Annotated in this window: 23 protein-coding genes; 5 read left to right on the top strand and 18 right to left on the bottom strand. The window is 41.4% G+C overall.

Annotation, left to right across the window (positions count from 1 at the left end):
• Positions 1–25: 25 nt before the first annotated feature.
• Positions 26–1,444 carry an MFS transporter gene (locus tag AKG39_RS15475; RefSeq protein ID WP_050741314.1) on the bottom strand — a complete coding sequence of 473 codons (1,419 nt, stop codon included), beginning with the start codon at positions 1,442–1,444 and terminating at the stop codon, positions 26–28.
• 453 nt (positions 1,445–1,897) lie between these two features.
• Here AKG39_RS15475 and AKG39_RS15470 point away from each other — a divergent pair, with 453 nt between their 5' ends.
• Positions 1,898–2,854, top strand: coding sequence for a glycyl-radical enzyme activating protein (locus AKG39_RS15470; protein ID WP_050741313.1), 957 nt, complete (start codon positions 1,898–1,900; stop codon positions 2,852–2,854).
• Between the two features lie 71 nt (positions 2,855–2,925).
• A complete protein-coding gene (locus AKG39_RS15465) occupies positions 2,926–5,388 on the top strand; it encodes a glycyl radical protein (RefSeq protein ID WP_050741312.1) in 2,463 nt (820 codons plus the stop codon).
• Positions 5,389–5,504: 116 nt separating this feature from the next.
• Here AKG39_RS15465 and AKG39_RS15460 read toward each other — a convergent pair whose 3' ends face one another.
• Positions 5,505–7,052: a PucR family transcriptional regulator gene (locus AKG39_RS15460; protein ID WP_050741311.1), complete on the bottom strand. Its 1,548-nt coding sequence runs from the start codon at positions 7,050–7,052 to the stop codon at positions 5,505–5,507.
• 295 nt (positions 7,053–7,347) lie between these two features.
• Here AKG39_RS15460 and AKG39_RS15455 point away from each other — a divergent pair, with 295 nt between their 5' ends.
• Positions 7,348–8,508 (top strand): iron-containing alcohol dehydrogenase, encoded by a 1,161-nt coding sequence (locus tag AKG39_RS15455; protein WP_050741310.1) that lies wholly within the window; start codon positions 7,348–7,350, stop codon positions 8,506–8,508.
• 31 nt (positions 8,509–8,539) lie between these two features.
• The gene (locus AKG39_RS15450) at positions 8,540–10,516 is read left to right on the top strand and encodes an oxidoreductase (protein WP_050741309.1); all 1,977 of its coding nucleotides are present in this window, start codon (positions 8,540–8,542) and stop codon (positions 10,514–10,516) included.
• A 245-nt stretch (positions 10,517–10,761) separates the two neighbouring features.
• On the opposite strand, the gene AKG39_RS15445 is transcribed toward AKG39_RS15450, so the two are convergent.
• From AKG39_RS15445 to AKG39_RS15435, 4 genes are all read right to left on the bottom strand, one after another.
• Entirely contained in the window at positions 10,762–11,751 is a 990-nt protein-coding gene (locus tag AKG39_RS15445) for a uroporphyrinogen decarboxylase family protein (protein WP_050741308.1), read from the bottom strand.
• A 462-nt stretch (positions 11,752–12,213) separates the two neighbouring features.
• Positions 12,214–12,456, bottom strand: a complete 243-nt coding sequence (locus AKG39_RS20555) for a putative immunity protein (protein ID WP_341408275.1) — start codon at positions 12,454–12,456, stop codon at positions 12,214–12,216.
• Between the two features lie 9 nt (positions 12,457–12,465).
• The gene (locus AKG39_RS20550) at positions 12,466–12,663 is read right to left on the bottom strand and encodes a hypothetical protein (protein WP_242852633.1); all 198 of its coding nucleotides are present in this window, start codon (positions 12,661–12,663) and stop codon (positions 12,466–12,468) included.
• On the bottom strand, positions 12,647–13,033 hold the full coding sequence (locus AKG39_RS15435) for a hypothetical protein (protein ID WP_050741307.1): 387 nt from the start codon (positions 13,031–13,033) through the stop codon (positions 12,647–12,649). Before AKG39_RS15435 ends, AKG39_RS20550 begins: the two co-directional genes overlap by 17 nt.
• A gap of 201 nt (positions 13,034–13,234) precedes the next feature.
• Between AKG39_RS15435 and AKG39_RS15430 the strand changes: the two genes are divergently transcribed.
• Positions 13,235–14,338, top strand: coding sequence for a sensor domain-containing diguanylate cyclase (locus AKG39_RS15430; RefSeq protein ID WP_050741306.1), 1,104 nt, complete (start codon positions 13,235–13,237; stop codon positions 14,336–14,338).
• 69 nt (positions 14,339–14,407) lie between these two features.
• Here AKG39_RS15430 and AKG39_RS15425 read toward each other — a convergent pair whose 3' ends face one another.
• The 12 genes from AKG39_RS15425 to AKG39_RS15370 form a co-directional block, all read right to left on the bottom strand.
• Positions 14,408–14,752 (bottom strand): hypothetical protein, encoded by a 345-nt coding sequence (locus AKG39_RS15425; RefSeq protein ID WP_050741305.1) that lies wholly within the window; start codon positions 14,750–14,752, stop codon positions 14,408–14,410.
• Between the two features lie 274 nt (positions 14,753–15,026).
• Positions 15,027–16,331, bottom strand: a complete 1,305-nt coding sequence (locus tag AKG39_RS15420; protein WP_050741304.1) for an EAL domain-containing protein — start codon at positions 16,329–16,331, stop codon at positions 15,027–15,029.
• Positions 16,332–16,618: 287 nt separating this feature from the next.
• Positions 16,619–17,107 (bottom strand): DUF7000 family protein, encoded by a 489-nt coding sequence (locus AKG39_RS15415; RefSeq protein WP_050741303.1) that lies wholly within the window; start codon positions 17,105–17,107, stop codon positions 16,619–16,621.
• 308 nt (positions 17,108–17,415) lie between these two features.
• Positions 17,416–18,048 (bottom strand): methyltransferase family protein, encoded by a 633-nt coding sequence (locus AKG39_RS15410; RefSeq protein WP_050741302.1) that lies wholly within the window; start codon positions 18,046–18,048, stop codon positions 17,416–17,418.
• 320 nt (positions 18,049–18,368) lie between these two features.
• Positions 18,369–18,896, bottom strand: coding sequence for a GNAT family N-acetyltransferase (locus AKG39_RS15405; RefSeq protein WP_050741301.1), 528 nt, complete (start codon positions 18,894–18,896; stop codon positions 18,369–18,371).
• 164 nt (positions 18,897–19,060) lie between these two features.
• Complete coding sequence (locus tag AKG39_RS15400; protein WP_050741300.1) at positions 19,061–19,780, bottom strand: hypothetical protein; 720 nt, start codon at positions 19,778–19,780, stop codon at positions 19,061–19,063.
• Complete coding sequence (locus AKG39_RS15395) at positions 19,777–20,613, bottom strand: ATP-binding cassette domain-containing protein (protein WP_050741299.1); 837 nt, start codon at positions 20,611–20,613, stop codon at positions 19,777–19,779. Before AKG39_RS15395 ends, AKG39_RS15400 begins: the two co-directional genes overlap by 4 nt.
• A gap of 59 nt (positions 20,614–20,672) precedes the next feature.
• Positions 20,673–21,143: a GNAT family N-acetyltransferase gene (locus AKG39_RS15390; RefSeq protein ID WP_050741298.1), complete on the bottom strand. Its 471-nt coding sequence runs from the start codon at positions 21,141–21,143 to the stop codon at positions 20,673–20,675.
• Entirely contained in the window at positions 21,136–21,681 is a 546-nt protein-coding gene (locus AKG39_RS15385) for a class I SAM-dependent methyltransferase (RefSeq protein ID WP_050741297.1), read from the bottom strand. The genes AKG39_RS15390 and AKG39_RS15385 overlap by 8 nt, the downstream gene beginning before the upstream one ends.
• 399 nt (positions 21,682–22,080) lie before the next feature.
• A complete protein-coding gene (locus AKG39_RS15380) occupies positions 22,081–24,048 on the bottom strand; it encodes an ABC transporter permease (RefSeq protein ID WP_050741296.1) in 1,968 nt (655 codons plus the stop codon).
• Positions 24,045–24,728, bottom strand: coding sequence for an ABC transporter ATP-binding protein (locus AKG39_RS15375; protein WP_050741295.1), 684 nt, complete (start codon positions 24,726–24,728; stop codon positions 24,045–24,047). Before AKG39_RS15375 ends, AKG39_RS15380 begins: the two co-directional genes overlap by 4 nt.
• Positions 24,729–24,795: 67 nt before the next feature.
• Positions 24,796–26,040, bottom strand: coding sequence for a sensor histidine kinase (locus AKG39_RS15370; RefSeq protein ID WP_050741294.1), 1,245 nt, complete (start codon positions 26,038–26,040; stop codon positions 24,796–24,798).
• Between the last annotated feature and the right edge of the window lie 6 nt (positions 26,041–26,046).

Genomic DNA, 26,046 nt, shown 5'->3' with positions numbered 1-26,046 from the left:
TATGACAAACAAAAGCGTTCTGGAATTAGCCTTCCTGGATCTGGCTTTGCCGTTCCTTAATTACCTCTTTCATTTTTACTAGATCATCCGGTTTAAGATTGTAGAACAGGATACAAATAAAGCCAAATACTGATGCAACAGCTGGTAATAAGGTGGCGATTATTGCTACACCCTGCTGTATTTCAGGCGTTGGTGTCATTCCGCCAACATAGCCGATTGCTGCTAACGCATAAGCGGCGACACTTCCTGAAATAACCATGGCCATTTTAATTGGAAATGCTGATAGAGACATTACAATCCCTTTTGAAGATTTTCCCGTTTTCCATTCTGCATAGTCGGCACAATCTGAATATACCGCCCCTGAGATAGAGAACCCAAAACCACTTGAAAGTGATGCTAAACCACTCAATGCCAGAAATGCCATTGGTGTTCTACCGATAAAGTATGCAAGCACAAGGAATAATGCCTGTCCGAACAACGCAATCACATAGGTTTTTTTTGTGCCTAATCTTTTTGCAATTTGCGGTCCAATGAGATTTCCAACAAAACCGCCTACTGTCAAGCTTAAGAAATACATTGAAACAAGTGCCATATCGCCGGCCACATACTGATAAAAATAAACAGCAAATCCGGCCAGGGACAAAGCTGCTGTAAATCTTCCCAACTCTGCAAGCATAATAGTAATCAAGTGTTTATTGGTTATTACCTGGTTTATCATTTCACGACCTGTTGGCACATTTTTTTTCGACCATCGTCCCGGAATGTCCACAGGTTTTGCTGCCAACGCACTGATCATATATGTGCCCCATTGCAATATTCCAAAAATCACCATATAAAGAAAAAATCCTCTGGCATTTCGTACCTGTTCTCCACCCAGCCACATAATGATTGGCAGCGATACTAAGCTAAAGATGATCCGACTTGCCGTGTTCATCTGAGAGGTTCTAGATGCAACCATGATCCTGCTTTTAGGGGTATTGCCCATAGCCGGAAGCAATGCAAATCTGGATGAATAACTAAAGTTTACAAATATATGTCCTACCATATAGAATATCGAAAAATAGATTGCCATGGCAACTTCACTCATCCCGCTTGGGACTCTATACATCATAATAAAGCATACTGCTACCACTGCCGGAGCGATCATCATCCAGGAGCGGTATTTCCCCCATGGCAGATTTGATTTTTCTATAATCGCTCCGGTCAATGGTACCGAGATTGCATCGACAATACGGTTGATTAGGAGCATTGTGCCAACAATCGCTGGACCAATTAAAGCAATATCTGTTAAGAAATATGCAAAGTAGCTTACTGCCACCTGCATCATCAGTCCAAATCCAACTTCTGCCGCACCAAACGCCGTCGCTCTTCCAGAACTTAACGTAAAGTCTGAACTTTTCACGGTTTTTATTCCGATTGCACTTTCCACATTATTAATACTCATTAAATGTTCCTCCATTTTCTCTTTAAATTTTGACTTATTGCTAAGTCATTACAAATTCTGAAGTTAAAAAAAACTCCAAAATATTGGACAAATTATTGAATTAATCGTTTTCATTTAGCCGGGATGTTTCCTTTCTTTTTGTTTTTATTTGCAAATTGCTTCGTAAAGTTTTTATGTTTTCCAAAATTCAATTGAATAACTTAATTATAGCGACTTGGCGTATTCTCCACAATGAATTAAAAGGACACGTTTTATACCCATTTTGTCCTATTTGGAACATTCTAATACTCATAGGCGTTTATGAATTATTTTATTCAAGGACGCAAATTTTGTTTTCTGGTCCTGATATATCATTGTTTATACGGTTTCACTGCTATAGAATTTTATCGTAGCAAACATTTTTAATTACATGTTTTGAAATTACAATAAATTGTAGAGGGAAGAGAGATATCGATGAGTCAAGGAATAATAGGCCGAATTTATGACATTCAGGGATTCTCAGTTCATGATGGTCCGGGTATCAGAACAAGTGTTTTTCTCAGCGGTTGTCCCCTGAGCTGCCTCTGGTGTCATAATCCAGAATCCATTTCATTTCACTATGTGCTATCGTATACTTCAGTCAAATGCATTGGCATAGAGAAATGCGGATTGTGTTTATCAGTTTGCAAACACAATGCCCTTAAAGCTAGCAAACCAAACTATTCACCTTTAGATAAGAGGGATGTTGCTATAATTGAAGTTGATCGGGAAAAATGCACGGATTGCCTCGACTGTACCCAAGTATGCAAGCCAAAAGCCCTTATTCCATCAGGACATGACATGAAACTTGAAGATGTCATGGGAAGAATTCTTAAAGATCGGGCGTATTTTAATAACTCCGGCGGTGGTTTAACCATATCTGGCGGTGAGGCCCTGTCGCAAATTGATTTTACGATTGAGCTATTAAAAGCAGCAAAAAAAGAACATATCCATACCTGTTTAGATACGACTGGCTTTGCCTCTTGGAAAACGCTAGAGAGAACCCTTCCTTATGTTGATTTATATCTCTATGACTTAAAACATATGGATACAAACCAGCATAAGAAGTACACTGGGATTTTTAATGAAAGAATACTTGAGAACGCTAGAAAATTAGCTAACGCTGGCGGAAAAATACAATTTCGTTTTCCCATTATTCCAGGTGTCAATGATTCAGAAGAAAATCTACACGCCACAGGTGAATTTATCGGGGAGCTTGGTCCTTCAGTCCAGTTGCTCCAGCTACTTCCCTATCATCAATTGGGCCTTTTTAAATACGACAAACTGGGAAAAGAAAATAAACTTAAAAATTTAAAATCGCCAAGTGATGAAGTGATGGAAGAATACAAACGACTATTAGAAACCTATTTTACACCTATTCAAATTCACTAGTTTCATATATTTCAGTAGATTATTACGGCTTTAATTTGGCTGTAGTGACTATATTCTAAGGAGGTCTTTTTATGTTTAAATTTGCAGCAATTAGTCCAAGAATTCAAGTATTGCGTGACAAGCGCGGTGCCGCCAATAAAGGGCGCACGATTCTGGATGGTGAACGGACCAAAATTTATACCGACTACTATAAAGCACATGAAGCGGAGCCCAATATCTTAAAGCGTGCGCACTGTCTTTATGAATGGTGCTTAAATAAAACTATTTTGGTTGAAGATGAAGATGTTTTTGTGGGACAGATTGGTCGCACCTATCGGGCCCTAAATAGCTTCGTTGAGTGGGATGCGACTTGGCTTCATCAAGCATCTCATGATAATGATGAGGGATTTAAAACCGCTTGGCAAAGTGAAGACTCTTTTGCCTATATGAGTGACACAGATCGGGAGATTTTTAAAGAGGCTTCCGAGTACTGGATGGATCGATCACTTTCAGCGCGTTATCTTGAAATCATTCCACCTGTTCTTCAAAGTTTTCATGGAAATGGGTGCTCAGATTTTTTTGCCAGGAAACCTAATTTGGGCGGTATCCCTCAGGGTCATTATAGTCCCAACTTTCAGAAAGTCATTGCTCAAGGATTTGGTGGTATACAACGAGAAATTCGCGAAAAAATAGATCAGCTGCAAGGGAAAATCTACGGAAATGATGCATCCAAATTTATGTTTTATCAGGCTGCGGATATCGTCTGCGATGCTGCTATCTTATTTGCTCAGAGATATGCTCAGGAATGTGCCCGACAGGCTGAGAACCACACTGATCCAGAGCGTAAAGCTAAGCTGCTTGAAATGTCTGATTCACTTAATTGGATCATGGAGAATCCGGCGCGAAATACCTGGGAAGCCCTGCAAGCTGTTGCGCTCTATCAGATAATGCTTGTCGCCGACGGTCAGCAACATGGATTATCGCAAGGTCGAATCGACCAATATGCCGGTTGGTTCGCTGAAGCTGAACTAAAATCAGGGACGCTCACAATGGCAGAACTCCAAGATTATTCTGATGCTTTCTTCCTTAAATTGAATGACAATCTTATCCAAGTTCGAATGAGTTCAAACGACATGTTGTCAAAAATGTACAGCGGAAAAGGTTACTCGTATAATACCGGTGGCCATCACTTCACAATCGGAGGCATTAAGAAAGATGGTACGGATGCCTCAAACGCGTTAACAAGATGTCTGCTTAATACCACTGGTCGCATGTTTCTAGCTGATCCTTCAGTTGATATTCGCATCCATAAATACACACCGTCCGATGTGTGGGAATTAGCGATTCAATCGAGTAAGGCCTGTGGCGGGGTCCCCTCATTTGAGAATGATGAGCTGATCATACCCATGCTTGTCAAACGAGGACGAACCCTGGAAGATGCGCGTGACTACTGTATCATCGGATGTGTCGAACCTTCCGGTTCAGGTAACGAATGGTCTGCCAGTGGCGGCCCTGGTTCGGAAGTGTTTTTCAACCTGCTGGGACCAATCATTATGGCAATCCATAATGGGGTAAATCCGCTTACTAATTTCTCAAAAGGTCTTAAAACCGGTTACCTCTACGATTGCGAAACTTTTGAAGAATTTAAGGAAGCCTTCGCTGCCCAATTGAAGTATTTTCTCGATTGGCAGATAACCGGTGGAAATTGTTTTGAGTTAATGTATGCCGATCATTTCCCATCCGTTGTTGCCTCCACGACAATGGATGGCTGTGTAGAAAGTGGAAAGGATGCGCTTTCAGGAGGCTGCAAGTACAATTCAACTGGTTTAACTGGTTGCGGAATCGGCAATGTTGCTGATTGTCTGATTGCAATCAAAAAATTATGCTTTGATGATAAAATAGTTACGACCAAAGAACTTTATGACGCATTATGTGCCGACTGGGAAGGATACGAATCGCTATATCAAGCAATTGTTTTTGACATTCCACATTACGGAAATGACATTGATGAGGTTGATGAGCTTGCGGCGTGGGTTATGAAATTAGCAAACAATCACATTTCATCAGCCACCAATCCCAGAGGCGGTAATTGGGCCTTTGGAACTTTCACCATGACGGTACATGTTGATTATGGTTCAAAGACCGATGCAACTCCTGATGGTAGACGAAGAGGTGAACCCCTTGCTGAAGCCATCTCTTCCAGACAGGGTTTTGATCGCAATGGGGTTATCGCCTATCTAAATACGGTTTCTAAACTACCTCAAAGTATATTAGGCAATGGTGATCAAATGAACCTTCGTTTCAGTCCTTCCTGTATCGCTAATAAAGAAGGTGTTGAGAAACTCCGTCAATTAATTACTACTTACTTTGAAAATGGCGGCATGGAAGTTCAGTTTAACGTTGTGGACACACAAACACTTTATCAAGCTCAGGAAAATCCTGACGATTATCGAAATCTAATCGTACGTATTGCCGGCTTTTCAGTCTATTTTGTGGAGATGCCTAAAGTTTTACAGGATGATTTTATCTCCAGAACTGAGCATACCACCATTTGATTTCAGAAACATCTATAGTGGCTTTAATATTTGATTATATGGCCTTTGGAAACATATTGCAGTTTGAAACCCAATATTATCGATTTCAAACTGCAGTAATTCGTTCTATGCTATATCTACAAGTACGTCAGAATATTATCGACTTTCACAGATAACTGGATATTAAACATTGTCTCGCTATTTGTAAAATCGATGTTTGTTATCTCAATAATGCGACTGATCCGATATTTTAGTGTGTTGTAATGAATATGCAGACCTTTAGCGGTTAGTGTTGTATCCTGATTATGTTTGATATAGGCTATCAGGGTCTCCATAAGATTACTGCCTTTTTTTTCGTCATGTTCTTTTAAGACTTTAACCACCGGATGAATTAAATTTCTGATATTTGTCTCTCCCCTGAAACTCAGTATCATATGGGGAATGATGAGTTCGTCATAATTTAATATCCGTTCGCTTTTCTTCAAAAGTTCGCCCAGGTTCAGGCAGTTATACGCTTGTTTATAGTGTTCACAAAAATCATAGAGGTGATAAAATATTTTGCTGATTCCCGCCGTACAATCATTTTCTTCAAGCAAGCTCTGAAAGGATCCCAGTTCCCTTTCATTTTGCATTTCTTCTGTCATTGTATCAAGTAATATTACCAATTGACCATTGTAAATAATCACGGTTTGTCGATTAAAGAAATTCTGAAATATCCTTTTCAAATAATAGAGTCGATCATTTGTGTTTTGTCTATTGTCAATTTTGATTGTGATCGCAAAAAGATTTTTATATAACTTCAAACCATACATCCGTTCACGCTCTTCTATTGCCGCGTGATCATATAATTTCTGATTGAGAAGTGCTAATAAAAAGGTATCACTCAGCGCATTCGGCGCACTATTAATGGCATTGGTATCTTCCATTCTTAATGCCAAAATATTACATAACATGATCAGGATCTGCTCATCACAATCGGTTATAGGTTGATGATATTCAAGTAGTTTCAGGTATGCCAACGGGCGGTGGTTTTTTAATACTCTGCCCACCAATTGCCGATGATTAAGCATCCCTGTTTCCCATATCACTAAGACCTCTTCCCCTTCATAGCTCTCATTGGTAGAATCATCCGTCATAACTGAGCGAGCATATTCTTTATTTACATAACCTTTGGAAAGGGTCCATTCCCAAAGCGGTTCATTCTCAATTTCATTTCCTCCGGAGTGAGCAATAAAACACAGGGAAATGTCAACCAACAACAAGGGATTATTTAAAAGCTGATAGCCTAAATCAAGCAATTGCTGAACCGTATACCCTTTTTGGCATGCCTGCAAAAGCTTGATGGAAACATCGCCAATCCGACGTTGATCTTCGAATAAATTTTCAATGATTTCTGCCACAGCGGTTGTCTTCCAATCATTATTGATTATGAGGATATTGGAGCCGTTGTCTTTTAATAATTTTTCAGGCAGCGGACTGTCTTCGATGATTATAAAATTACTATTACTTAAAAATGAATTATCGTTAATCATGGAAGCCTTTGCGATATAAATAGCGTTCGGTAATAATGCCGTCATTTTTTCGGTGTAAATGCCATATTCAGCTATTTCCATATTTTTATTAATCATTTTTTTAAGGGCAAACCCATCAAATCCAGAAATAATTTTTGTAAGCTCTACAGCCATAGTAAGCTCCTTCCAGTCGCTTAGAAATTTGTCTAATTATATCACGCCGACAAACCCGTGTATATAAAACGCATTTAAATTTACAATCATTTTATTGGAAGTCTCTACAGTTTTAACCTGATGTTTTGTAAAATCTTACAAATTCTCTTTGTCCCGATACTGCACAAAAACAGACTATAATCTCAAACCCTCACGAAGACGGAGGCGACCGCAACTGCTATACTTATGAATAACCATGAATGATATTTCGTTAACAAAAGTTTTTGTTCATGGATAATATTTAGGAGGATCTAATATGGTACAAAGATACACACAATTATGTCCGGTAGCCTTCGGGGCGGGTGCTGTAAGCACAACCGGAGATGTGGGAAAAGAATTAGGTTTCAAAAAAGTTTTGGTCGTAACCGATGTAAACGTTGAAATGATAGGCCATTCTCAAAAAGTAATCGACAGTTTAACAGAAGCAGGTATCGCGACGGTTTTATTTAATCGCTGTGAAATGGATGCTCCTGATTACATCGTCCAGGCCGGTGCCGATCTTGTGAAGAGCCAAGGAATTGATGGCATTGTCGGTATCGGCGGGGGAAGTGTTTTGGACACCGCAAAAGGAATCAGCGCATTAGCCGCTAATAATGTTACAATTTCTGAAATGTTGGATTTTTCAAGAAAGATGATCCCTCTTGAAAATCCATCCATGAAGCTGGTTTTAATTCCCACCACTTCAGGCACGGGATCTGAAAGTACCATTATCGCTGTTATCAACGACACAAAAAACCATGAAAAAATCGGGGCGATGACACCACCAAGCTTTGCCATTGTTGACCCTGAATTAACATTGGATATGCCAAAAGAGATCACGGTATACACGGGTATGGATGCCTTTTCCCATGCTTGTGAAGCACTGACGAGCATTCAACCGAATCCACACTCAGATATTCTGTGTTACGATACCATTGAACGCATCACCAAATGGCTGCCAATTGCTGTAAAAGAACCAAACAATCTTGAGGCACGGGAAAACTTGGCTCTGGCCAGTAACAGCGCCGGAATTGCTTTTAATGATGCCATGGTTCACCTCGGCCACGCCACAGCTCATTCCATGGGTGCTAATTTTCACATTCCCCACGGAATTGCCTGCGCATTGGTGACTCCTGTTATCCTGGAATTAACCGCCCCCGTTTATCCTGTAAAAGTCAAAAAAATCGGTGAATGCATGGGTCTTACCGTCAATGTATCCGACCCAAAAGAAATCGGTCAGCTGGTTGCCAACAATGTTCGTCAGTTTATGCTGCAATTGAATGTTCCAACACTCAAAGATTTAAAGATATCACGGGAACAAATCATCGGTTGTACTAATTATGTCGCCAATGAGGGACTTCGGTTCCTCTGTCCTGTTTCTGCAACCAATGAACTGATTACAGAATTGTTGGGACAAATCTATGACAGATATCAATAATTTTTTATTCTACTAAAAAAGGAGAACACTTATGTCTTTTGAAAATTTATTATCGCCAATTAATATTGGAACTTTGAAAATCAGGAATCGTGTTGTTATGGGAGCCATGGGTTCCGGAACCGCAAACGACAATGCAACCGTTTCTGAATGTGAATGTGCCTATTATGCAGAACGTGCAAAGGGTGGCGTTGGCCTGATTATCAATGAAGTAACCCGTGTAAACAATGAAACCGGAATCATGATGCCACGGCAGACATCTGCAGCAACGGATGACTGTATCCCCGGACTGGCAAAATTGGCCAAAGCAGTTCATTTTTATGACGGGGCCATATTTATCCAGCTTCATCATCCCGGAAGACAAACCGACAACATGGCAATCGGCGGTCGAGCTACTATTTCCCCCAGCGGGATCAAGAGTATGATGCTCCAGTCAGAATGCCGAGAAATGACCAACACAGAAATTAAAAGCTTTGTTCAGGATTATATTAATGCCGCCGAACGCTGTTACAAAGCGGGTATTGACGGGGTTGAACTTCATGGTGCCCATGGTTATATGTTAAACCAATTCATATCACCACTTACCAATAAACGAACCGATGAGTACGGCGGCAGCACTGAAAATCGAGCCCGGGTGGTTAAGGAAATTATTGAAGGCATTCGGGAACGCGTTGGTCGGGACTACCCAGTTATGTTTAGAATATCTGCTGACGAATTTTTGCGTGACTCCATGTTTCCCTTCCAGGAAGACGGATTACTCCTGGATGAAGCCGTAGAAATCTGTAAATATCTGGTTCCCTTCGGTCTTGATGCCATTAACGTGTCTGCCGGTATTTATGAAACCATGAACCAGGCCTGGGAACCTATTTCTTTTGCTGAAGGTTGGAAAATCTATCTTGCAGAAGCGGTTAAAAAAGCGGTGGATGTCCCAGTGTTTGGAGTGGGTGTTATTCGAAATCCTGATTTTGCAGAAAAAATAATCGCTGAAGGAAAAGTTGACGGTGTCACCATCGCTCGAGGATTATTGGCTGATCCGGATTGGGTTAAGAAAACGGCTGAAGGACGGGTTAACGATATCAGACGATGCATTTCCTGTCTGAACTGTATGGATTCCATGATCTCAAACGGTATGATCGGCGAACCTTTTGCCTGCGCAATTAATCCCCGGGCGGCCAGAGAATGGTTCTACAACGATGCCCGACAGGATGGAAACGATCGTTTAGTCGTTGTTGTCGGCGGCGGGCCTGCGGGAATGGAAGCTGCAAGAAAACTGGCTGAACGTCAATTCAAAGTTGTCTTGTTTGAAAAAAGCAGCGAATTAGGAGGACAGCTCTGTCTAGCCAATAAACCACCCCATAAAGATAAAATCAACTGGTTGATTGACTATTATAAAACGCAATTAACCAAGCTGGGTGTCGACATTCGCTTGGATACAGCCGGAACGGTTGAAGCCATCAAAGCATTAGCCCCCTATGCCGTTTTTGTGGGCTCGGGTTCAGAATCCATTGTCCCCCAATCTATCAAAGGAGTTAATGGCACCAATGTCTGTACCAGTACGGATATCCTAACCGGAAAAGTCAAGCTCACCGGCAAAAAAGTTGTTGTTATTGGTTCTGGCATGACCGGGGTTGAAACCGCCGAACTTCTTGAAACCCAGGATAATGAAGTCACGGTTGTGGAAATGGCAGATCGAATCGGTCCAGATGCAAGCTGGCAAAGTTTCAGTGATGTGCAGGCCCGTCTTATGAAATTTGAAACGATCTTTATGCCAGCCCATAAACTCGTCGAAATTGGTGCGGCTTCCATTAAACTGGAAAAAGAAGCCGGTGAAATAGTTGATTTACCGGTTGATTACGTGGTTTTATCGTTAGGCGTCAAAGCCGATCAAACCCTGGCCGATGAGATTGTTAAAAGCTTTGATAAGGTTGTGAAAATTGGTGATACTGCTAAAATTGGCCGCATTGCCAATGCCGTGGAAACAGGATTTGTTGCAGCTTATCAATTAGACTAAAATTCAAGCTTTCATGCTTTTCTCTTTAATTTAAAACAGCGAACACTAATGGTGCTCGCTGTTTTTTGTTATTCATGACAAACGAAAGGTCCATCCCCGTAGCCATTGATATTAGGTAATTTACAATCATGATTTTGGTGAAAAAAAAGTTCAAACCGTAATTTCACGGTTCGAACTTTTTAAAGCTTACTGGTATTTTTGCTACGAGAGTCTGATTTGGTTTTGTCTACCCACGGATTTTAAAACTAGGCAATTGGGTGTTTTTCCGCATATTCTCTGCCGTATTTGCTCAACTCATCCAGGAAGATGTCGTTGTTCCATTCACGGAAGCAGATGCCGTTGGGGATGGACGGATAGAAACGTCCACCGGGACAGTAGGTGTCGACGGCCCGGCGTACTTCTTCCCGAATTTTTTCTTCGGTAATGTTTTCCACATCGATCTTTGGACCGTCAATGCCGCCTATCATAGCCAGTTTTCCGTCAGTGATCTCCTGGATTTTTACAATATCATTCTGGGCGATAACGCCCTGCCAGATATCGATGCCGATCTCAACCAGATCCGCTGCAATGGGTTCCAGGATGCAGTCAGCGTGATGCATGTAGATCATGCCGCATTCATGGATGGTGTCGGCGATTTCCTGCTGCAATGGCTTGATGAGCTCCCGCCAGACTCTTGGGGGCAGAAACAGGTTTTGTTTGGTACCCCAGTCGTCGTGATAGAAGATGATATCCGGTTGGGTTTCTTCTGCCACTCTTCGAATGTAAGCCATCTTATGGTCGGCAATCACTCGAAGCAGGGCTTTCATTTCATCAGGATACTCCATATAATTCATCAGGGCGGTTTCCATTCCCAGCAGAAAATGACTGCGCTCAAAGAGGCCGCCGGGATAGAAGAAACAGGCCAGTTTTTCGTTCCGGTCGATTTTGGATGCCACTTCCCGAGCTAGCGTCCAGTCCAGATCCTCAATGGATGGGACTACCAGCTGCTCCTCCCACTTTTCAATATCCTTAATGACCACGTTGTCCCGGGTGATGTGAGGATGAGGACCAGGTGCACCCGGCAGGAAGATCCTTATCGTTCCCCAGGAATCCATGTATTCCTGGCCGTCCTGAGGGAGTAAAGCATCCTGAATAAATAAAGGATCCGGTATGAATTCTACAGCTGCCATCAAATCTCCATAGTAATCCGGCTGTTCGCCGTGATATACTGCCATAACATTTTCTTTCAGATTCATTGAAAAGTCTCCTCTTAATTATTAGAGTTCAGTAATCGATTGCAAATCTAAAACAATATTGCCGTTAGCTATTAAACTCTAATATTAATTCCAACTAAAATATTGGACTTTCTATGATTAAAATATAGCACATAATATTTGTAAAATCCAGTATTTTCTGAAAAAATATTTAAGAGTATTTTATTCACGAAGTCGAAAGCCTATAATGACGGGATACTTCATCTGTTTTTCACAAGAAGATTTTCGAAATACAAGACTACAAATCGCCATCGATCCAGGATGAATATTAAAATATAATAATTCATAAATTCAAATGCGATTAATTTTAGGGGAAAAGCAAAGGTGCGCCGTTCTGCTTTAGTAGTGGGTTGTAAATAAAATAATGTACTCCAATTCCAACCATGTCTGCTCAGTCGTGAGGGTTTGATATATAACCTGCCCTGTCACCTGACCATTTGAATCTCAATTCAGCGTTCTTATCTGCCACTCTTGTTCATTTTTAACAGCGGCCATATTATCCGGGAATTTTAGATTAATAACTTTAATAGCATAATCGGAGGCAACCATTGCATGTTCTCGCATACGCCCAGTTCTTATTGCTTGACCGGCAACCCGAAGGGCAGCTTGGAAAATGGCATCTTTAGATTCTTTTGCTAATTGGTGAACTTTAAAACCTGCCTGCCTAACATCATGCATCCTTGCCACACCCTGTTGTCACTTTTCGTTAGCAGTAAATCCATCAATAATAATTGGTACACTTTTATAATCGTAATCAATTAGTGAAAAAATATGCTTTGCCAGATTCAAAGCCCAATGAGCCAATTCAAGCTGTGACGTATCTTCATAAATCTGGTCAAGTTTTTCCCGCAATTCAACACTATCTTTTATTTTGATTTTAGCTATCGTTGCCATAAAAATCATCCCTCCTACTAAGTTCATCTGTAATTAACGATTTAGCGATATCCATTGCATCGATCATCTTCTGAAAGCGCTTGTATTGTGGCGCTTCCACTTTGTGTTTTCTTTGACCCGTCTCACACTTACTTATCAAAGATGATACCGGTTTAAGCGCATCGATCAATTCTTCTTCAGAATATTGCTTAATCTCATAGTCCTCTGTAATTAGTGCCTTTGAGATATACATCGCCTTTATTCTGTTTTTGAGCAGAGTATATTGAGAAGTTCCCACCGCAAATTTTGGCTGTATTTTTTCACATTTATTAATGGTAGACGTTACTATTTGCAATGCGTCTGAAAATTCATCTCTTGAATATTTTCTCATATTATTTCACCTCATGACTGTCTTATTTACATGCTTTCATTTCATGACCCGGGGATGTTTCGTTTGTTAAGTGCCAGACCCCCAAAGGAATGCAACATTAACTTACTATTATTATAGCACCGGTAGATGGGTGGAAATAGTCTGCATTTGCAATTTTATATATGCTATAATTAAAGCAACAAATGAACGAAGGAGACCGATATGCCAAGTGAAGATGCGAATGCGCTGATCGCCTATTTGAAAGCGCTTATTCATGATGAAAGCAGGAGTATCCCACAAGGATTCGCTGATAATCGGGATTTTATGGAACTGCAGGAAGAGCTCCAGAAAATCCGGGAATCTTCGCTTGCCTTGAAAAAGGCCAATCTTTCTGTCGAAAAATGTGATGTTGCCGTACTGAAACAAATGGAAAACCAGCTCAGAGTAGACGAAGAAAAGCATCGTCTTTTGATTGAAAACGCAAGCGACATTATTTCCACCATCGATCTTCAGGGCAATTTTACCTATATCAGTCCGTCCATGGAAAAAATGACCGGCTATACCGTGGACGAAGTCATGCATCACTATCTGGAGATCAACTATTTTCTGCCTGATACCTTGAAAGTTATGGAAAAAGCCCTGGAAATCGTCAATCGCATGGTTAAAAATGGCGAGCGATTCGACTCGGTGCGTTATGAGCAGAAACAATACCGAAAAGATGGCAGCATTTTCTGGACCGATACTGTCCTCTCCGGCATTTATGATGAAAATGGCCAGTTCAAGGAGCTGCTGGGCGTTTCCAGGGATATTACGGAACAGGTAAAACTGCGGGACGAAATCATCAAAATTTCGCAAACCGACAAGCTGACCCAGCTCTATAACCGGTCAAAACTGGATGATATTCTGGAAAATGAATTCAGACGATCCAACCGGACCGCGCTTCCCTTTGCGGTGATTTTGCTGGATGTCGATCATTTCAAGTGGGTCAATGACCATTTTGGCCACCAGGTCGGGGATGCCATTCTCATTACGCTGGCCGAAATTTTTCGCAGCACCATCCGAGTCAACGACAGTGTGGGCCGATGGGGCGGCGAAGAGTTCCTTTTCATTCTGCCGGATACCGATGAAGCCTGTGCCATGCGCCTGGCTGAGAAAATCAGAATGCGGATCTGCGAATTCCATTTTGAAAAACCGAAACAGGTTACCGCCAGTTTGGGCGTCACCGTCTATCGCGGGGATTGTTCGCTGGAAACCATCGTCACCCGGGCCGATGTTGCCATGTATGCCGCCAAGAAAGCGGGTCGAAACCAGGTGCGCCGAATTTGAGCTTCAATTATTTTGTCCTAAGAGATCTTCTCGATCCTATGATGTAACGTTCTATTTGCATTTTTTCTACTAATTTGTTTTACAAAAATTGTTAAGCCCAACAAAGGGGTCGCCATCATCGCTAACTTCCTGAATCATCACGATGGGATCAGAAATAAGACCATATTTCTCATCTTCAGGGTAGGTCACAGCAATTGCAGGATTATTCCCTGCATAGGCGGTCATGCTTTCCATTGAATCCCATTTCGTACACAAGAAAAAATGGACATATACTCCTTGTTCAACAATTTTTAAAAATGCTCCTCGATTACCATTGATTGCCATTGTATCCTTTACACCGGTCTCGTATTCATATTTTTCAAATAAATCCTTCATTTCAATGGGTACTATCCCATGCCATGTTCTTGATATCAATTTTAACTCTCCTTATTTACTTCTTAGATTTTGTCGAATGGGTTGGTACTTTATGCTTTTAAGACATGGTAAACGAAATGTCCCTTTGTCATGCTTTGAACCCTGGCATCTTATGATATGACAAACGAAACGGCCCCTTGTCTCTGTCTAGTTCAGTACGGCAACCGTGTCTATGACAATGCGATGCTTGATGAATTTTAAAATATTCTCGCGGCTGACGGATGCGTCTCCATAGCTGCCGGAACTCTTTTATCAGGTACATCCATTCTACCTATTAGGCCGAGATGCTCTCTTTGGCATCCATTAAAAAATTTAAGTAGGTATCTTCGCTGATGGGTTTAGAATAATAGTAGCCCTGTAAATGCGTGACGCCGCGGTCATCCAGGTAGGTCGCCATTTCTTTGGTCTCCACTCCTTCTGCGACGATTGTGATGTTTAATTGAAGCAGGAGCTTAATGATATTTTCTAAAATTGCATTCGCTTTATTGTTTTCCTCGGATGTTTTCTCATTGAAACATGGCCAGATTAAACTCTTGTCCAATTTCACCAGATCGTATACCACTTCGGCCATCCGGGACAGGTTGGAGTAACCGGTGCCGAAATCATCCATTGAAAAACTGCAGCCCATCTGTCTCAGCTGAAGCATGTTCACCTGGAGCATTTCACCGGATTCCATAAATGCGGTTTCGGTTATTTCCAGATTGATAAAACCCGGATTTATCTGATATTTCTTCATAATATTCTGCAATTGACTGGGGAGATCTGGATGCACACACTGAATCCCGGATAAATTTACTTCGATATACTCAATGCCCATGTCCTGGAGTTTTTTTTCTCGGGTAAAAGCACAGACTTTCTCGAAGACAATTTCCCCCAATTCCATAATCAGCCCTTTTTTTTCGGCAATAGGAATAAACTCTTCCGGGGAAACAAAGCCAACCGTGGCGGTATCCGTTAAACGGACCAGGGCTTCTGATGAAAGAAACAGCTTGTTTTTCGCATGAAAAATGGGCTGGTATACCATTTCAAAACCGTCCTGCTCAATGGCATTCCGCAGCATGTTTTCAATGGTTGAATACCGGAGCTTGCGATTAATGATATCCTCATTTAATACATAAATCGCTGTATCTGTGGTGGCCTCATTGTGTGAGGCCATATAATTTATCATATCATATACCTCATCGCAGGTCTCCTGATCTTTGTAATAATCTGTGAAAATCACATCAATATGAGCTTTAGTGGCAATGGTATATTTTGAAAACTGGATGGGGGTTTTAAGCTGCCGGGCGAGATGGTCCAATTGATCCTGGATGATGTCAAGAGGAGCTTCTGTTAAAAACGTCATCACATTGCTCCGGGTGTGATAAAAGCTGAATTGTGCCGCACGCCGGCTCTTTCGATTCATTTTTCTATCGCCGAAGGGGTTAGCCTGGAAGCTGTCTTTCATCAACATCCCAATCATTTCAAGGAATCGATTGGTAGTGTCATGACCCACCATGGTTTGGATTCTTTTTAAATCATCTACGACCACACTTACCAGGATTAACGGCTTCTCGGCTTCTTTTTTTTCATTCAGCATCAGATGAAAGGCCCGCTTGTTAAAAGTGCCTGTTTCCTCATCTTAGGATGGATTTGATTCCACCAATCAATTGTACCACTACGTTCAAAGACAGCACTCAGTTGCCAGTTGTATTAATACTACGTTTCCCATATTATTATCCTCTTGCTATTCAAATTCTTATTATAGTATAACACAGAAAATATTTGTTATATTCAAGTTAATAATTGCAAACCATTACCATTTTTTTAAGTTTCTTTCAATTATTGCTAAGCTGAAATTTTTCCCGTCATCGCTAACTACCTGAATTAATCAGCCAGTATTTCATTCAGATCCTCACTAAACCGGATGATATGAGCTTCGATCTGCTGCTTCAGTTCTTTAAAATGATCAAAATCAGGTTGTTCAACAATCGATTCAGCGATGATTGCATCAACCCCGGGCTGAATCGGTGAAAGCACATAGGCCCCCAGCTCTTTTTGCCCCAATAGTTCATGATATTCGGCCTGGATCTGCCGATTCTTTCCGGCCAGCCATAATTCAAAGCGGCATGTTTCATGCACAAAGACAATGGCCAGCTTGAGTTTTTTGTCATTGAAAGCCGGCGGCGTGAATCCAAAGTAGGTCATATCCATGTATCCGACGTACAAGGCACTGGAGGTGAAATCGGGATACTTATTCCCCAGCTCGGTCCGGAGTTCAGACATAAAGGCAATTATGCCTTTGTAAGCTTTTTGAATACGACCTTTTTCCAGCTGCTGTGTGTATTCCTGAATGTAATTATTGAGAGAATCCATCCTTTACCTCCCCATTATTTGATCGGAATGCCGGCCAATTTCCGGCTGTTAAACCCTGCCTCAATCTGCCTTATAGATTAAACTCAGCAGAATCTGGAATTCTTTCTGAAAGTCCGTTTCGCATTTTTCCTTCTTTTCAAAGGACCTGTCAAAAGCTGCCAAAGCCGAGGCGTCAATCTGATAAGCCAGTGATTCCTCGAATCGACCGCTCTGTGAATATTTTCAGTCCAAAATAGGAATTGGATGACCGCCTTAGTTAAGTGAGGTCTAGCATCATTAGTTACTGATCGGTAACTTCAGCTATTCGCTTAAAATGCGAACCCAATAGCACTTAATATTGCTGTTGATACCAAAACAAAGAACTCTGTTTTGGTTAAAATTATGTTGGTGACGTTTTTGCTATACCAATCATATTCTTTACCGAAAAGTGGTTTAAGCTGCTTTTGCTCTTCGATTATGGCATTCATGTATTGAAAAACGATAATCAGCAGTGCCAGGATCATTCCTACAAAAGAACGGAGGGATAACATAAAACCTGCCTGCAGGATAATAAATGTGCCGTACATGGGATGGCGCACTTTGGCGTAGCATCCATCGCTTAGCAATTTTTGAGGCCTAATACCGTTTTTACTTCTGGCACTGTGATTCTGCGCTGTTATTTTTGACAGTCTCAGGGTTCCGTAACAGCTTACGATAAGCCCGCACAGGAAGTAGGCTGAATCGGCTTTTACAAACCTTATGCCACAGAGAGTAAACCATGCGTTTGCACTGTCCCAAGGCTGTAAATCCGGAAGATACAAAAAAATATGTTTAATCAGTAAATATAAAAAAACATACCCCAGGATTCCCCGCGCAAGTCCCAGGCTTACCAATAAAAAACGATTTGACTGTAACTTGCTGTAGTGCTCATCGAAATGAAGCTTTTCTTCATATTTTAGCATAACTCACCTCACAATGCGCTATTTTTGCCCATATACAGCACAGTCGCATTGAATGGAGTCATTGTATCATTTTATTGCTGCTAATAAAAGATTAAAAGCATAAAAAAACCTCCGTAATCTTTCAATTTCGGAGATGCTTCATTTAATATGGTGTGACAAATGAAAGTTTTGTCTGTCATACACTCCTTTGCTTTTCTTCCTAGAACATAATAAACGAAACGTTTTCACGACTCCCCTAGGCGGTCTCACCAAATACTGATGCTGAACCTGTCTCAATGATCTCGGTAGGCAAGCAAAATGTCTCCTAAAGTCTCCCCCCTTTAGAATATTAACCGAAGGACTTTTCCCTTTAGCATAATCGCTCCGTTATTGCAGGGATAGTTGCAGTCTTTAAAATATTCAAATCCCAGCTTCTTCAGGACATGCTCCGACCTCGGATTTTCTGTTGCATATCTCCCCACAATTTCTTTTAACTTTAGGGTCTCTCTTGCAAATCTTAAAATTTCGCTCGTGGCTTCAGTGGCAAATCCTTTTCCCCAAAACGACTTGCCTAAATTATAGCCAACTTCAAACATTTTAAATTCTTCCTCATAATATATCAGACCGGTGCCGATTAGACGTTCTGTTTCTTTTTCCGCCAAACCCCATCTGAACCAGTCATCAGCAAGGATTTTCTCTGTTTCAAAGGACAGCCAAGCTTTTGTTATATTGATATCATTATGGCTGGTCCAGAACATGTACCGTGCCACATCGGGATCATTTTCCCAGCCGTGGAACACGTCTTCTGCATCATCAGGTGAAAAGGGTCTGAGTATTAATCTCTGTGTTTCCAGAATGGGCGTTTTCATAAATTTCCTCCGTTTGTACGATTATATCGATATAATTATCTTTGGAATATTTTTATCATAAGACGAAATGCTTTAGATCGGTACTTAAAATACATTGGGCTAGTGGTTCCGGTAGTACTCAATAATGCTCCCCACATGATTCCCATTAATGCCATTGAATAACTTCAGAATTTGTTCTTCTTTAAAACATATATTTGAACAAACATTAATGCGGTACCATAAAGCAGCCCCCATAAAAACGGAATGGCTATCGTCTGTAGACTGAAATATTCATTGTTTGTAAAGGTCACAAGAATATCATAAACCGGTGGGAAGATCCAGGTTATGAAGCCGATGAAGGGGACCTCCTCAATTAAGGCTCCTTTTGCGACGGCTAATACGGCGGCAAAGAAGACCATCAGGATGGCTATTTTTCTGTTTTTGATAATCCGCGGATGAAAAAGCGCACCGGTCATCGCCCCTAAGAAACCCATCATGCAATGCAAAGCCAAACCAAACATAATATCTGAAAGCAGTAATTCTCTGGTGAATAATTGCGAACTGTTATAAATATTACTGATCACCGGATACAACATACCAATGACACTCATGATTATCCCGACGATCAGAAGAACGACGATGCGACTCAGATAATACAAATTGTCATTCTTGACTTTCAACAACACCAATTGTTCAGTAACCGGATTCTCCACCTCAGTATAGCTAAATCCGACATAGGTCATAATAAAGAATACCACCCAGGCTGATTCCGAAAAACTTGAGACGATTGAATACGGTATAATACCATAGGCCGTGAACAGGTAAAACAGGTAAATTAAAAATGGCACCAGCAGCTTGTTTGATTTTAAAAATACTTTAAAATGATAACGCAATAAATTTTTCATGCTTCTTTTGCTCCCATCGACCGGAGCTTAAAACCATCCGTTAACAGTTGCTTTAAAACCGCGTCACTGTTTTCTCTGCTGACAATTAGTTCGAAACGATTTTCAAAATCATTCCATTGTTCAATCTCGTCGATGATACTTAAATCAACGTTGATGCCGGGGGCGGCATCGAAAACCATGACATCATAGGCAATTTCCGGCACCTTGGCGAGGGTTACGGGAAATAAAGCTTTATCGATTATTTCATAGGCTGAATGGGATAACTGATTGACTAGATGCTGTTCATGACAAGACATGATCACTGTAACCCCCTGATGGTTTAATGTTTGGCTCAGCTTGATGAAGGCCTTTTGCGATTGACGGTCCTGGCCTGATAAGGGCTCGTCCAACAGTAACACATCGGGCGATTGCAGCAAAGCCTGAATGACCGCAACTTTTTGAATCGTCCCCTTTGATAAATGTTTAATCGGCACATCAATCATATCTTCCATACAAAAGCCATGAAATAATTCCCGGCTTCTTGCCGCGACGGCTTCGGCGGTCAGCCCCTCGATCAATCCCATAGAGTCAATGAATTCACGGGCAGTCAGATCGATCTTTGGGAAGTGCTCCGGAACATAATTGAATGTTAGCGGTGATGCATACTCAATCTTGCCCGAAGTAACCGTTGTTAAGCCGCCGATCATTCGCAGCAAGGTGCTTTTTCCGCTGCCATTTGGTCCCAGCAGAGCAATGGACGCTCCTCTTTTTATATTCAGACTGATATGATCTAAAATGACCCGCCGGCCAAAATGTTTGGATACCATGTTAAGCGAAATAATGACCTCTTCCATATGCCCTCCTTTAAAAAACGATGCCAGGCTCGGTCAACCTTCAGCCACCGTGCGCATTACTATTTTGCAATCATTTCCATCGGCGTAAAGCGGATCCCATTTTTAATCTGTTCGTTGTCAGTTACGCTGAAACCAAGACGCTCGTAAATCTTTACAGCATAGGGCGAAGAATTGACGCTCATCGTAAAGCTCTTGCCGTTTTCGGCTACTTTTAGGGAATCCACAACTGCTGTAAAAAGTTTTGTTGCAATCTTTCTCTTTTGATGGTCCTTAGCGACAAACATAAGTGAAATGTGAAAACGATCCCGGGTCCCGATCACGCCAATAATCTTTTCATTTTCATAAAATCCCCACATCTTTTTATGACCGCTATCCAGATCCTGGGATAGTTCTCCTAATTTAATTTCTAAATAATCACTGAAGGTCTTTTGCCCTTCCGGCGAATAATCGCCGGCTACAAACTCATTAAAAACGGTATTAACCAATTTGACAGCTTCTTTTAAATCTTTTTGTTCGATTTCTCTAATCATTCTTAACCTCTTTCAGAAAATCTTCAAATCCTTTGGCTTCCATTTTTTTTATAGGATAAAAAGCGATTTTTTTAAACCGGCTAACCGGTTCCTCCCATTCCAGGACAATCAGTTTTCCGTTGGCTTTCAGCACTCTTCTGGCTTCGGACATCAGTTGCCCCGCCAGTTCAGGGCTGATCTCATGCAATACCAGTGAAATCAGCACCACATCAAATTCCTCATTGGCAAAGTAAAGCCTAGCCGCATCCATCTCAATGAACGTGACATTGGACAGACCCTCTTTTTCCAGTTTAGCGGTGGCCATCTGCAACATGGCCGGGGAAAGATCAATGCCGGTAACGCTGGAATTGATCTTTTTTCTGGCGATGGCAATCGCACTCGACCCGGTTCCGGTACACATATCCAAAACGTTCAGCGGTTCATCCCCTAATAGAGAAATGACCGCATTTCGCGGACTGGAAGCGGCCTTTCTAAAGTAAGTCTTATCCAGTACATCATAGACCTTTGTATTAAATTGATAAAAAACGTTAGATTCCATCTTTAGCCCACTTTCTTTTCACTTTTAATTTAGAACTCCAAGATTATTACAAATTAAGAAGGGCTAAGCTATTGCCAGGTCTTTATAATGAACCGAGATGTTCATTCGGTTACTTTTTTTCCAAATGGTCGCATGAAACCCGAAATGGTAAGAATGTTGTGAGGGCAACAATGAATCGATTCGTGTAATTATTAATCGACTTTTTATATTAGTTTCAGGCACTGATCACATTCTTAAGATAGACGGTTTCGGTATCCCGGCTTCGTGGAAATATTTTTTTCATGTTTGCGAGCTCCTTTATTACTATTAAAAGTTGGCTCCCTCATTACCGGTTTGCGAAGTTAATGTGAAGGCTTTCCATGACATAACGAGGACCATAAGTATAATGAGTTTTTGTTTTTACAAAGAGGTAATCATTTCTGAAATAATTGTTTTTCTGATTTTTTTCAAAGGCCGCATCACTGCTAAAGTCCCCGTCATAATACAAATTACGGTGATCCCTACTACCTGATATAAAGGAAAAGACCAGTCAGCTAAAAGAAAATCAAGCAGTATTTTTTGCAGCAATACTCCTAATACACACCCAAGGATACACCCGGTTAGACTATAAGTAATCGATTGAGCCAATACCATTTTATTAAGCTGTTTATCCGACATCCCTACGGCCCGCAGCATCGCCAGATATTTGGACCGGGCTGCAATACTTGTATTCATGGTATTAAGCATATTTAAAATACTGATTAATGCAATCACTGCCACAAACCCATATATAAAAACGGCGATGGTCATAAAAGCGTTGTCGGCCTCAGCATTCATCTGACGTTTATCGTGAAGCGTGATGGTCTCATCAATCACTGCACCGACTTTACTGACTGTCTGTTCGTCATTTTTGTCACTCAGTTGAAGATCAATCAAATACTCAGTTGGATGCCCCAGAACTTCAACCCCTTCAAGCTGTGATAATTTTTCCGATAATTCAGAAGTCATTCCCAGATCAGAGGTCAGTGTCAGATCTGGGGTATATGGTTTGTCGGTTTTCATCCCCATAAAAGTGGGATTGACCAGAACGCTGAATCCTAAAAACAGGATAATACTGATGGCGATCGAGCTGGTCATAAGGATTAGGGTCCGCTTTTTACTAACGGCATTGTTTATTCCCATGGCAATTTCAACCGAAAACAGTCTGGTGAGAATCCCTTGTTTCTGCCTTCCTGATATTTTTACTGATTCACTTCCGGTAACCGCATTGACCGGCGACACCTTTGACGCCTTCTTAGCAGGCAGCATGGAGGCAATAAAAACAGTCAGTAACCCAATCAGCACCCCTGCGCCAATACCAATTGCACTGAAACTGAAAATTGAAATATCACCAAAAAGATGAGGGTTGTAAATTTTAAGGATCCCGGAACAGACAAAGGCGATGAGCATTCCCGCCAATACCCCAAAAGGGATGGCCTTAAGCGAAAGGATCAGGCTTTCTCTTCTCACAATCCGTTTGATTTGTTTTTTTGAAGCACCAATACACCTTAATAACCCAAATTGTCGAACCCGGTCCAGCACAGAAATATTAAAGGTATTGTAGATCATCACAATCCCGGTAACCAGGACCAGACCGAAAAGTACCGCGCCAATGAGATAAAACGTTAATACACGGTTGTTTTTTGTTTGAAGCATCAGTGCCAGAAGACCTTCATTGTAGCCAACCCGGTCCTCGGTAATATTTAAACCGGCTGCAATTACGCTTTCAGTATGTTGAATATTAACCCCCTCTTTAAACAATACAAAATACTGACTTGTTACTGCTGACAGGCCTTCAGCCGTCTCCTTTGACATAAATACAAATGGTATGGAAGCAGCCTTAGTGGCACCCCAATCGTTAATGACGCCGCTAATCACATAATCAGCGGCGATCCCGTCAGACAAAGCGATGTTTACCGTGTCTCCAATATGCAAGGCAAGCTGGTCCAGATACCATTTTTCAAGCATAATTTCATGATCGTTTTTGGGCGCCTCGCCTTCGGCAAGCACAATATTCAAATTGCCGGCAAAAGCCCCATCCATATATCCCAGGGCGCAAGTCACTTCGTTTATTGTACCCCCACCCAGGTCTTTCAGTATGCCAGAATTCTCAACGTCGATCCTGCTGGCAATGGTATCGATCTCATTCTGAGTCGGATTTCGGATGAGAACATGATAATTGCCTTCGCTTTTAAGTACCTGGGCTTTCTCGAATGTCACAAGGGCATCCAACATGGAGAATATTCCAACCACAAGTGCCACTGCCATTACCACACTGAGCACCGTCAATCGGGTTTTATTTTTATGTCCGGACAAATATTTCGGTGCTAAATCAAGATAGTTTTTCATCGTTTGCTCGCTCCAAGTTCTCTGACCATGCCATCGTTTACCTGAAAGACGCGATCCGCAAAGGACGCATAACTGTGATTATGGGTAATCATAATGACCGTCTGGTGATACTGGTCTACCGACAGCTTTAACAGATTCATCACATCCTGACTATTTTTGCTGTCAAGGTTTCCAGTGGGCTCATCGGCAAGGATAATCGCTGGTTTTGTAGCAAGTGCTCTGCCGATAGCCACACGTTGTTGCTGCCCCCCTGAAAGCTGGCTAGGCAGATGATGTTTTCTTTCCGTCAGACCCAAGATTCCCAGTAATTCGTTAATGTAATGCTGATCGGGCTTTTGATAGTCCAGCAATATAGGAAGCACCATATTTTCTTCAACATTTAATTCAGGAATTAGATTAAATGACTGAAAAATAAAACCAATATTGCGCCGGCGAAATACCGATAGTTCTTCTTCTTTCATACTGCGGACCTCCCGGCCATCGATCGTTACCGTTCCCGATGTTGGCTGATCCAGCGCTCCGATCATATTGAGCAGGGTGCTTTTCCCTGAGCCGGATGGGCCGATGACTGATACAAACTCACCTTTTGATACCAAAATAGACACCTGTTTCAATGCTTCTACCTTGGTCTCTCCCAGACCATAGGTTTTGCATAAATTATGCGTTGATAAAATACTCAATGTTCACACCTCATCTTTCTATATTGGAATGATAGCATGCTCACATGACTGATAAGTGAATCTTTTCTTACAAAACTGTAAGCTTTGGAAAAATCAAATGAAATACGGTTCCTTCGCCCAATTCACTGTGAACCGTGATCGAGCCACCGTGTTTTTCAATAATGGATTTTGAAAGTGCCAGACCAATACCAATCCCCTGACGATCTTTCGAGTAACGGCTTCGATAAAACCGCTCAAAAATATGATAAATATCCTCCGGATGTATGCCAGAACCGTTGTCTTTGATGGTGATTTCAATGGACAATCTATTTTCCTCACCGGATATTGTAATGGAATCCGTCGCTTTTGTGTGATCAAGGGCATTCTTAATGATATTTACCAGGGCCTCACTGAACCAAATTTCATCAATACACAATCTGATGGACCGATCGCAGACCAGACTGATCTTTTTATTTTCAAGCTCTGCACGGGTCGTAAAAGTGGACCGGCATTTTTCAAGAAATTCGTTTAAGCCATGCAGTTTTTTTTCTAGGTCAATGGTTCCGGCATCAAGCTTTGCAAGTTTCAACAGATTCTGAATCAGGTTTTTCATCCGTAACAGCTCTCGCTGACTTTTTTGCGTAAAATCTTCGACAACCTCATTGCCAGGTTTTTCATCCAGAATAATTTCAATGTACATTTGCAAGGCCGCCAGAGGTGTTTTCAACTGATGCGATATATCGGAAATCGTTTCTTTCAGAAAAAGCCGATTGCTTTTTTCCTTTTCCATATGGGCAGTCAGGGCCGTTGCCATGGTATTGACCTTTGCAAAAAACTGGGAGAGGCGGTCTTCACTGCTGTCGTCCAGACGGATGGTTACGTCCCCATCAATGAAACATTGAATTTTTTTGGCGGCAAGATTAAGCTGCTGATCCTGTTTCCATAGGAAAAAAGAAAATGACGCTAATAAAACCATGGAAAAACAGAACGAAAGAGCCAATGCGATGGAGACATATTTCTGTTGGAATGCCTCAATCTCAGGCAACAGGAAATTATTCGTATTTTCCTCATAACCGGAATTCTTTAACAAGGCTGTTCCCAGCCTCAGCTCTACATCTGTTTTTTGAGTGGTGATGGCCATCTTTATCTGCTGTTCATCCACTCCGTTGGCAAGAAGGTTCCCTGCTATTGCAGCATCGTGTGCAATCATATTGCTTTTGTAGTCTGCTGTCATCCACAGCACCGAAATCTGACTGACAATAATAAGCAGCAAAAGAATTAAAGCCATTACTGCTGCCTGAAATCTCACATTTTTATCACTTAGCATCAACATTGTCTG

This window comes from Acetobacterium bakii (genome assembly GCF_001263355.1).
In the GTDB taxonomy this organism is placed as follows: domain Bacteria; phylum Bacillota; class Clostridia; order Eubacteriales; family Eubacteriaceae; genus Acetobacterium; species Acetobacterium bakii.
Note: the sequence above shows the minus strand (reverse complement) of the source record. Positions and strands in the feature narration are given on the sequence as shown.

Bases quoted from the DNA above. Each gene is read 5' to 3' on its own strand.
- AKG39_RS15475 (WP_050741314.1), bottom strand. From the start codon at position 1,444: ATGAGTATTAATAATGTGGAAAGTGCAATCGGAATAAAAACCGTGAAA.
- AKG39_RS15470 (WP_050741313.1), top strand. From the start codon at position 1,898: ATGAGTCAAGGAATAATAGGCCGAATTTATGACATTCAGGGATTCTCA.
- AKG39_RS15465 (WP_050741312.1), top strand. From the start codon at position 2,926: ATGTTTAAATTTGCAGCAATTAGTCCAAGAATTCAAGTATTGCGTGAC.
- AKG39_RS15460 (WP_050741311.1), bottom strand. From the start codon at position 7,052: ATGGCTGTAGAGCTTACAAAAATTATTTCTGGATTTGATGGGTTTGCC.
- AKG39_RS15455 (WP_050741310.1), top strand. From the start codon at position 7,348: ATGGTACAAAGATACACACAATTATGTCCGGTAGCCTTCGGGGCGGGT.
- AKG39_RS15450 (WP_050741309.1), top strand. From the start codon at position 8,540: ATGTCTTTTGAAAATTTATTATCGCCAATTAATATTGGAACTTTGAAA.
- AKG39_RS15445 (WP_050741308.1), bottom strand. From the start codon at position 11,751: ATGAATCTGAAAGAAAATGTTATGGCAGTATATCACGGCGAACAGCCG.
- AKG39_RS20550 (WP_242852633.1), bottom strand. From the start codon at position 12,663: ATGGCAACGATAGCTAAAATCAAAATAAAAGATAGTGTTGAATTGCGG.
- AKG39_RS15435 (WP_050741307.1), bottom strand. From the start codon at position 13,033: ATGAGAAAATATTCAAGAGATGAATTTTCAGACGCATTGCAAATAGTA.
- AKG39_RS15430 (WP_050741306.1), top strand. From the start codon at position 13,235: ATGCCAAGTGAAGATGCGAATGCGCTGATCGCCTATTTGAAAGCGCTT.
- AKG39_RS15420 (WP_050741304.1), bottom strand. From the start codon at position 16,331: ATGCTGAATGAAAAAAAAGAAGCCGAGAAGCCGTTAATCCTGGTAAGT.
- AKG39_RS15415 (WP_050741303.1), bottom strand. From the start codon at position 17,107: ATGGATTCTCTCAATAATTACATTCAGGAATACACACAGCAGCTGGAA.
- AKG39_RS15410 (WP_050741302.1), bottom strand. From the start codon at position 18,048: ATGCTAAAATATGAAGAAAAGCTTCATTTCGATGAGCACTACAGCAAG.
- AKG39_RS15405 (WP_050741301.1), bottom strand. From the start codon at position 18,896: ATGAAAACGCCCATTCTGGAAACACAGAGATTAATACTCAGACCCTTT.
- AKG39_RS15400 (WP_050741300.1), bottom strand. From the start codon at position 19,780: ATGAAAAATTTATTGCGTTATCATTTTAAAGTATTTTTAAAATCAAAC.
- AKG39_RS15395 (WP_050741299.1), bottom strand. From the start codon at position 20,613: ATGGAAGAGGTCATTATTTCGCTTAACATGGTATCCAAACATTTTGGC.
- AKG39_RS15390 (WP_050741298.1), bottom strand. From the start codon at position 21,143: ATGATTAGAGAAATCGAACAAAAAGATTTAAAAGAAGCTGTCAAATTG.
- AKG39_RS15385 (WP_050741297.1), bottom strand. From the start codon at position 21,681: ATGGAATCTAACGTTTTTTATCAATTTAATACAAAGGTCTATGATGTA.
- AKG39_RS15380 (WP_050741296.1), bottom strand. From the start codon at position 24,048: ATGAAAAACTATCTTGATTTAGCACCGAAATATTTGTCCGGACATAAA.
- AKG39_RS15370 (WP_050741294.1), bottom strand. From the start codon at position 26,040: ATGTTGATGCTAAGTGATAAAAATGTGAGATTTCAGGCAGCAGTAATG.